A 236-nucleotide genomic window follows, 5' to 3' on the forward strand; every position below is an offset into this window, starting at 1 on the left:
GCAGCGTGCCGCCTTCTTTGATGCATTCTATGAGCCCCTCAGCCTGTGAACAATCAGCGGCCTTTCCACCTCTGTCAGGCGAAGATTGATCGGACGGCCTTCTGCATCAACAATCGCGTGGATTTTGCTAGGTCGTGCACTCATAAATAGTCTAGCTATTTGAATGGATTAGTGATTCAAAGGTTTCGGATTTGGAGGTCTTTGATGTCACGTCGCCGCTATGAACTTACAGAACG

The 236-nt window shown here is 48.7% G+C and carries 1 pseudogene; it reads right to left on the reverse strand.

Annotated elements, in window-relative coordinates:
• A pseudogene (locus ABE530_RS19760) lies at window positions 1–129 on the reverse strand (IS5/IS1182 family transposase); the annotation flags it as partial.
• Window positions 130–236 lie beyond the last annotated feature (107 nt).

This window comes from Brucella sp. TWI559, assembly GCF_039674265.1.
Classification (GTDB): Bacteria; Pseudomonadota; Alphaproteobacteria; order Rhizobiales; family Rhizobiaceae; genus Brucella; species Brucella chromiisoli.